6 protein-coding genes are annotated in these 7796 nt (G+C 65.4%); 4 read left to right on the top strand and 2 right to left on the bottom strand.

Annotated features, from left to right (window positions below):
* Both JOY90_RS29145 and coaA read right to left on the bottom strand, forming a co-directional pair.
* Positions 1–1424, bottom strand: a 1424-nt coding sequence (locus JOY90_RS29145; RefSeq protein WP_291694548.1) for an amidohydrolase family protein, incomplete at its 3' end; no start/stop codon positions are given.
* Positions 1425–1567: 143 nt separating this feature from the next.
* Positions 1568–2524 (bottom strand): type I pantothenate kinase, encoded by a 957-nt coding sequence (coaA, locus tag JOY90_RS29140; protein WP_291694547.1) that lies wholly within the window; start codon positions 2522–2524, stop codon positions 1568–1570.
* A gap of 259 nt (positions 2525–2783) precedes the next feature.
* Here coaA and JOY90_RS29135 point away from each other — a divergent pair, with 259 nt between their 5' ends.
* The 4 genes from JOY90_RS29135 to JOY90_RS29120 form a co-directional block, all read left to right on the top strand.
* Entirely contained in the window at positions 2784–5066 is a 2283-nt protein-coding gene (locus JOY90_RS29135) for a PAS domain S-box protein (protein ID WP_291694546.1), read from the top strand.
* Positions 5063–5548, top strand: a complete 486-nt coding sequence (locus tag JOY90_RS29130) for a response regulator (protein ID WP_291694545.1) — start codon at positions 5063–5065, stop codon at positions 5546–5548. Before JOY90_RS29135 ends, JOY90_RS29130 begins: the two co-directional genes overlap by 4 nt.
* Positions 5549–5772: 224 nt before the next feature.
* A complete protein-coding gene (locus JOY90_RS29125; RefSeq protein WP_291694544.1) occupies positions 5773–6900 on the top strand; it encodes an ABC transporter substrate-binding protein in 1128 nt (375 codons plus the stop codon).
* 24 nt (positions 6901–6924) lie between these two features.
* Positions 6925–7796 (top strand): branched-chain amino acid ABC transporter permease (locus JOY90_RS29120; protein ID WP_291694543.1); only part of this gene is annotated, 872 nt, incomplete at its 3' end.

Below are 7796 nucleotides of genomic sequence, written 5' to 3'. Positions count from 1 at the left end.
AACCTCGGCCCGCGGCGTCGGTCGCGCGCCCAATGCGCGAGCATGAAACTCGGCAAGCCAGAGTCCACGATCGAGGTGCAGTGCGCGCCGCCGTCGCTCAAGCCGAGCAGGCAAGCTGGATCACTGAGCATTTCGCGGATCGGCTCGTGGTCGCCCGCCACGTAATTCACGACCGGGAAGTACAGGTACTGATTCTCCTCGATGATGTAGTCATAGGCCACTTCGTCTGCAGTGCGCCCCGTGCGCGTCGCGATTGCCGCGACGCTCAGTTCCGGGCCCGGCTCGTAGTCCGGCGGGTCACCCATGGTGAAGAACTTGTCCCACCGCTTGGTAATGAGTTGGCGGAACTGGGCGAGCTTCGCCACCTCGGCGTCGGAAGGTTTTTCGGCGAGGATTTTCCGCCGCAGCTCTGGATCGCGCAGCCGCTTGCGCTGCTTCTCGATCGGGAGGGCTTCGAGCTGCTTGTAGCTCGGGCGCACGGTGAACGGATTGAGCGCGGTGCCGATGCCCATCATCACGCCGATCGGACGGCCGGCGATCTGTGCGGTGAGCGGCAATCCGTCGGCGCGCGCCGCATGCACCGCCTTCATCAGGCGCCGCCAGCGCTCCGGGTCCTCGAAGCGGTCGGTGAGCAGGAACCAGACCGGACGGCCGGTTTCCTTGGCCTGCTTGCGCATCCAGCGCAGCTCATAGTCCTCGTCGTCGAAGTCGCTGTTCATGCCGAACGTGCCGACGCCCAGCTCGCCGAGCGCCGAGCCGATCCCGAGCAGCTCGAGGTCGTCGGCATCACGCGAAGGCACCAGTTCCCCGTCGGGAGTCTTGTGCGAATCCGTCCGCGACGTGGTGAAGCCGAAGGCGCCGGCACGCAGTGCCTCGAGGGTGAGCTGCCGCATCTGCGCGATGTCGTCCGCCGTCGCCTTTTCGCGGCGGATGGCGCGATCCCCCATCACATAGACCCGCATCGGCAGATGCGCGGCCTGCGCCCCGATGTCGATGACGCGCTCGCGGCGCTCCAGCGCATCCATGAAATCGGGGAAGGTCTCCCACTCCCAGGTCAGTCCCGCGGCGAGCACCGGGTTCGGAATTTCCTCCACCCCTTCCATCAGATCCATCAGGGCCTGGCGATGATGCTTCTTCACCGGCGCGAAACCCACGCCGCAATTTCCGAACAGGACGGTGGTCACGCCATGCCAGCACGACGGCGCAAGCAGCGGATCCCACATCGCCTGGCCGTCGTAATGCGTGTGCACGTCGACCCAGCCGGGCGTGACCATCAGCCCCGTGGCATTGATCTCGCGACGGGCAGGTCCCTGCTTGTCGCCGACGGCGGCGATCCGGCCGTCCGCAATCGCAACGTCGCCGCTGAAGGCGGCCTTGCCGGTGCCGTCCACGATCGTGCCGCCACGAATAACGATGTCGTGCATGTTCAACCTCCCGTATCGCGTCGCGCCGTCGAGGGCAAGACTATGCAGCTTTCCCCAACGGGAGAAGTCGGACGGCCGCCGCAGCGCCCTGACGAGGCTGCATGCCCGAGGGAAGCCAGACCGGAAGCCTTGCTCCTTCGGCGCTAAAGCCGCCGCAGCGCCACCCTCTCGATGACGTGATCGGCGCCCTTGGTGAGGATCAGCGTCGCGCGCGGCCGCGTCGGCAGGATGTTTTCCTCGAGATTGGCGAGATTGGTGCGCTCCCAGATCGCCAGCGCAGTGGCGACCGCCTCCTCGTCCGACAGCAGCGCATAACGGTGGAAGTGAGATCTCGGATCGTGGAACGCGGTGTCGCGAAAGGTCAGGAAGCGCTGCACGTACCAGGCGCGCAGCACCGACACGTCCGCGTCGATATAGATGGAGAAGTCGAAAAAGTCGGAGACGACGGGCACGGCCTTGCCGTGGCGCGGCAACGGCGCGGTCTGCAGGACGTTGATGCCCTCGACGATCAGGATGTCGGGCTGGTCGACCTCCTGCCACTGGTCCGGAACGATGTCGTAGGTCTGATGCGAATAGACCGGCGCCCGCACCCGGCTTCGCCCGGCCTTGACGTCGCTCAGGAACGACAACAACCGCGGCCGGTCGTAGCTTTCCGGAAATCCCTTCTTCTGCATCAGCCCGTCGCGTTCCAGCACCGCCTTGGGATGGAGAAAGCCATCGGTCGTCACCAGGTCGACCTTGGGCCGTGGCGACCATCGTGCGAGCAGCGCCTGCAGGACGCGCGCGCTGGTCGATTTGCCGACCGCGGCCGAGCCGGCGATGCCGATGATGTAGGGGACTTTGCGGTCGCGGATGCCGAGAAACTGACGTTGCGCATAATAGAGCCGCTGCGCCGCATCGACATGGATCGACAACAGGCGCGACAGCGGCAGGTAGATCTCCTCGACCTCCTTGATGTCGAGGCGGTCGTGCACCGAGCGCAGGTGCGAGAACTCGCCGGGCTCGAGCGTCATCGGGGTGTCGTCGCGCAAGGCGGCCCACTGCGCACGCGAAAATATCCGGTAGGGATTGTATCTCTGGTCGGGAGCGCGGATATCCATGTCGGCGCCTCTCACATTCACGCTGTGTGCCGGAAATTCACCCTCAGCGAGTGGACCGGCCATGATGCGATCGAGGAGCTTATCGGCCGAGATGATGCTTGTCAGCCTCGATCGCTCGCCCGGCGGGAACATTTTCCAACGCCCGATGTTATCTCAGGTTTTGGTCTGAAAGGACGTATGCCGCGGGCATGGCGCAGGTTGCACAATCCGCTATAGTCGATCCCCTCTGCGAGCATTTTTTCTTCGTGGAAAGTTGAGCATGAACATCCAGGAACGGCCCGTAACGCAGGCCGGCGGATCCCTCGATCCGTTCGCCGCCAACGAGCGGTTCGCGGCGATCTTCGAACATGTCGGCACCGGCCTCGTGCAGGTCGACGAGGCCGGCCGCATGTTGCGGGTCAATCAGGAGCTCTGCAGCCTGACGGGCTATGCCGCCTCCGAGCTGGAAGGCAGGACGATCTTCCAGGATACCTTCGCGGAAGACGCGTCGGCGGACAGCGAACAATTTCGCCGTCAGGTCGCGGGCGAGATCGAGCGCTACACGGTCGAGAAGCGGATCTTCCGGAAGGGGGGCGGATACATCTGGGCTTCCGTGACGTCCGTCGCCGCGCGCGACGCCCAGGGCAAATTCCTCTACGCCATCCGCGTGCAGCACGACATCACCGACCGCAAGAGCGCCGAGCAAGCGCTGGCGGGGCGCATGGAGGAACAGGCCGCACTCTTTGCATTCTCGGAGCGGCTGCAGCATTGCGTCACGCGCCAGCAGGTCTTCGAGGCGGCCCTCGATGCGATCACGCGCGCGCTCGGCTGCGAACGCGCCTCCGTCCTGCTGTTCGATCCGGACGGCGTGATGCGCTTCGTCGCCTGGCGCGGCCTGTCCGACGCCTATCGACGCGCCGTCGAGGGGCATTCGCCCTGGAGGAGAGATGAAGTCAACCCGCAGCCCGTGTACATGGACGACGTCAGCGGCTCCGACCTGCCTCCTGCGCTGCAAGAGACGCTCGCACGCGAAGGCATCGCTGCGGCCGCCTTCCTCCCGGTGCCGGGAGACAGGCAGCTTGCCGGCAAATTCATGACCTATTACGGCACGCCGCATCGTTTCACGGAGTCGGAGATCGAGGTGGCGCTCACGCTGGCGCGCCTGCTCGGCTTCAGCCTGGGGCGGATCGCCGGCGAAGAGGTCAGCAAGTCCGCCGAACGCGACGCCCGCCATCTCGCGGCCATCGTGGAGTCCTCCGACGACGCCATCATCAGCAAGGATCTGAACGGCGTCATCCAGACCTGGAATGCCGGCGCCGAGCGATTGTTCGGCTACCGCCCCGAGGAAGCCATCGGACAATCGATCACCATGCTGATCCCGCCGGAGCGCTGGGACGAGGAGCCCGGCATTCTGGCGCGGATCAGGTCGGGCGAGCGCATCCACCACTACGAAACCGTGCGGCAGCGGAAGGACGGCGGGCTGATCGACATCTCGCTCACGGTCTCGCCGATGCGCGACCGCAACGGACGCATCGTCGGCGCGTCGAAGATTGCCCGGGACATCACCGAGCGCAAGGAAGCCGAGCTGAAGCTGAAGGAGAACGAGCAGCGGCTGCAGCAATTGCTCGCCGCGCTGCCGGCGGCGATCTACACGATCGATGCCGACGGCCGTCTCACCTATTTCAATCCCGCGGCGGTCGAGCTTGCCGGGCGCATCCCCGTCCTCGGCAAGGACAAATGGACCATCACGGAACGCCTGTACAATCCGGACGGCTCGGTGCTGCCGATCGAGCAGACCCCCATCGTCGTGTCGATGCGGGAGGGAAAGCCCGTGCGCGGCGCCGAGGTGGTCGCGGAAAGGCCGGATGGCACGCGCGTCCCGTTCATCCCCTTCCCCACGCCGCTGCGCAATGCATCGGGGGAAATCACCGGGGCGATCAACATGCTGGTCGACATCAGCGAGCGGAAGGCGGCCGAGACGCAGCAACGGCTGTTGCTCAACGAATTGAACCATCGCACCAAGAACAACATGCAGGTGCTGCAATCGCTGCTGTTCAGGGCCGCCAGGAACGCCGCGAGCGACGAAGCGCGCCGCGTCCTCGACGAGGCGACCAGCCGGGTTTCCGCCATGGCCGCGGCGCAGCGGGTGCTGTATGGCCGGACCGATGCCACCCGTTTCGCCGTCGACGAATTCCTGCATTCGGTGTGCGAGACGCTGCGCCAGACCCTGCCCCGCGGCATCAGGGTCGTTTGCGAGGAGGCAACCGGCGTGCTGTCCAATGATGCGGCCATGCCGCTTTCGCTGATATTGAACGAGCTGGTGACCAATGCGGCCAAGCATGGCGTCAAGGATCCGGCGACGGAGACCATCCGCGTCGGCCTGAAGGCAGGTGAAGGCAGGTTCGAGCTCTATGTCGAGGACGATGGGCCGGGCTTCGACCTCGATGCCGTGCGCAACACGTCGTCCGGATTGCGCCTCGTCCGTGGCCTTGCCCGTCAACTTCAAGCGACATTCGAGGTGACCCGGATGCCTTCTCGTGCCCGACTGACGTCTTCCTCATGATCGAACGCCCCATGGACCAATTGGATCAATGTTTCGCGCCGCCGCCGCGCGGCCCCCGCGACCCGATGTCTCCGGCCGAGCGTGGAAGCCTGTCGGAGGGCCCCGGCGCGGCCGCAAAGGTGCTCATCGTCGAGGACGATTTTCTGATCGCCCTGCAGACCGAGAGCGCCCTCGAAGAGGCCGGCCTTCAGGTCGTCGGTGTGGCCACCTCGGCGGACGAGGCCGTCGCGCTTGCCGGGAAGTATCGTCCCGCGATCGCGATCATGGATGTGCGCCTGGTCGGACCACGCGACGGCATCGATGCGGCGGGCGAGCTGTTCCGCGAATTCGGCTTGCGTTGCGTCTTCGCCAGCGCCCATGACGACGCGGCGACGCGCGCACGCGCACAGGCGTTCGCACCGCTGGGCTGGCTGGCGAAGCCCTACACCATGGCGTCACTGGTGGCGATGGTGCGCGAAGCGCTGTCGCGATCGGCGCAGTGACGGGGCCAGTCGAAAAAGCCATCTCCTTCGCTGCCGTCGCGCGGCAACTTATTTTCCGACGGGGGCGCCGGACGCTCGGCCGGTTCTTCCGCCTGCCGGTTTCATTGACATCCTGATTTCGTCGCGCCACGTTCGTCGCTGGCGCAAGAATTGCAACAACGGATGCGTTGCGAGCGAGGGATTTTGCCATGAAACGGCGCATATTACTCCGGACCGTTCCGCTGATGAAAATAGCGGCAGCACTTGTTTTCTGCATGCTCGCGGCGCCCTTGGCCAAGGCCGCCGATCCCATCCTGCTCGGCGTCAGCGGGCCGCTCACCGGCCCCAACGCGCAATATGGTGCGCAATGGAAGATGGGTTTTGATCTCGCGCTCGATCAGATCAACGGCGCCGGCGGTATCAACGGGCGCCCGCTGCAATATGTTTTCGAGGACAGCCAGAGCGATCCACGCCAGAGCGTCACGATTGCCCAGAAGTTCGTCAACGATCCCGCGATCGTCGCCGAACTCGGCGATTTCTCCAGCCCGGCCTCGATGGCGGCATCCCCGATCTACCAGCGCGCGGGCCTCGTGCAGTTCGGCTTCACCAACTCGCACCCCGACTTCACCAAGGGCGGCGACTACATGTGGTCGACCACCGTCAATCAGTCCGATGAGCAGCCGGCGCTCGCCCACTTCGCCGTGAAGCAGATCGGGATGAAACGCCTCGCGGTGATCCATCTCAACACGGACTGGGGCCGGATCAGCAAGGACATCTTCGTCAAGGCCGCCAAGGAGGACGGCGCCGAGGTGGTGGCCACCGAAGGCTTCCTGCCGGACGAGAAGGACTACCGCTCGACGCTGGTGCGCGTCCGTGACGCCAAGCCGGACGGCATCATCATCATCGCCTATTACGCCGACGGCGCGCTGATCGCGCGCCAGTTGCGGTCCGCCGGCATCAAGCTGCCGGTGGCCGCGGTCTCCTCGGTTTACTCGCCGAAATTCCTGGAGCTCGGCGGCGATGCCGTGGAAGGCATCTACACCAAGGCGAACTTCTTCCCCGACGATCCGCGACCAGAAGTGCAGGCCTTCGTCAAGATCTACCAGGCCAAATACGGCAAGGACCCCGATACGTTTTCGGCCGTCGCCTACGACACGGTGATCCTGATGTCCGAGGTCATCAAGCAATACGGCACCGACCGCAAGGCGATCCGCGACGGGCTCGCCAGCATCAAGGATGTGCCCAACGTGATCTATGGCAAGGTCACCTTCGATCCGCAGACGCGGCGCGTGCTGGGCGCGAAGACGATCAATCTCGTCGTCAAGAACGGCAAGTTTACGCTGTGGGACGGCACCAAGCCGGTCGTTAACTGACGACCGGCGCGCTGAAGGACATCCGTGAGCTCCTGGTTCGACTACACGATCAACGGCCTCGTCGTCGGCAACATCTACGCGCTGCTGGCGGTCGGGCTCGCCCTGATCTTCGGCGTCTCGCATCTGATCAACTTCGCCCATGGCTCGGTCTACACGGTCGGCGCCTATGTCGGATGGGTCTGCATCACCTATCTGAACACGCCGCTGCCGGTCACGATGGCGATCGTGCTGGCGACCTGCGGCCTGCTCGGCATACTGATCGAGCGGATCGGCCTGCGGCCGCTGCAGGGCCGCGCCCGCATCGCGCCGCTGCTCGCCACCATCGGCATCAGCCTCGTCCTCGACCAGGTCGTCCAGCTCGTGTTCTCGGCGCAGCCGCGCGCGCTGCCGAGCCAGGTGCCGGACTGGCGCTTCGAGATCGGTGGCGGCACGATCGGCGCGCTCGACCTGCTGATCGCGGGAATCGGGTTGGCAAGTGCGGCCGTGCTGTTCGGTTTCCTGCGCTTCACCAGGCTCGGCTGGGCCGTTCGCGCCACCGCGCAGGATCGCGAAGCGGCCCAGCAGATGGGCGTCGACGTCGACACCGTGGACCGCACGGTGTTCGCGATCGCCTCCGCGCTCGGCGGATTGAGCGGGCTCCTGGTCGGCATGTACTACAACAATATCAGCCCGGCCATGAGCTTTCAGGCGACCCTGAAGGGCGTGGTGGCCCAGGTCATCGGCGGCGTCGGCAATGTGCCCGGCGCGATCTTCGGCAGCGTCTTCCTCGGGCTGGTCGAGAGCTACGGCATCGCGCTGTTCGGCACCAGCTACCGCAACCTGTTCGCCTTCGTCATTCTGATCCTGGTCCTGATCTTCTGGCCGAACGGCCTGTTCGGCCGCCGCCGCGCGCTTCC

Origin of the sequence: Bradyrhizobium sp. (assembly GCF_019242285.1) — a bacterium.
In the GTDB taxonomy this organism is placed as follows: domain Bacteria; phylum Pseudomonadota; class Alphaproteobacteria; order Rhizobiales; family Xanthobacteraceae; genus Bradyrhizobium.
The sequence above is the reverse complement of the archived record's forward strand: the minus strand, read 5'-3'. Positions and strand labels throughout refer to the sequence as shown.

Excerpts from the sequence above, each read along its gene's own strand:
- coaA (WP_291694547.1), bottom strand. The coding sequence starts at position 2,524 with ATGGATATCCGCGCTCCCGACCAGAGATACAATCCCTACCGGATATTT.
- JOY90_RS29135 (WP_291694546.1), top strand. The coding sequence starts at position 2,784 with ATGAACATCCAGGAACGGCCCGTAACGCAGGCCGGCGGATCCCTCGAT.
- JOY90_RS29130 (WP_291694545.1), top strand. The coding sequence starts at position 5,063 with ATGATCGAACGCCCCATGGACCAATTGGATCAATGTTTCGCGCCGCCG.
- JOY90_RS29125 (WP_291694544.1), top strand. The coding sequence starts at position 5,773 with ATGAAAATAGCGGCAGCACTTGTTTTCTGCATGCTCGCGGCGCCCTTG.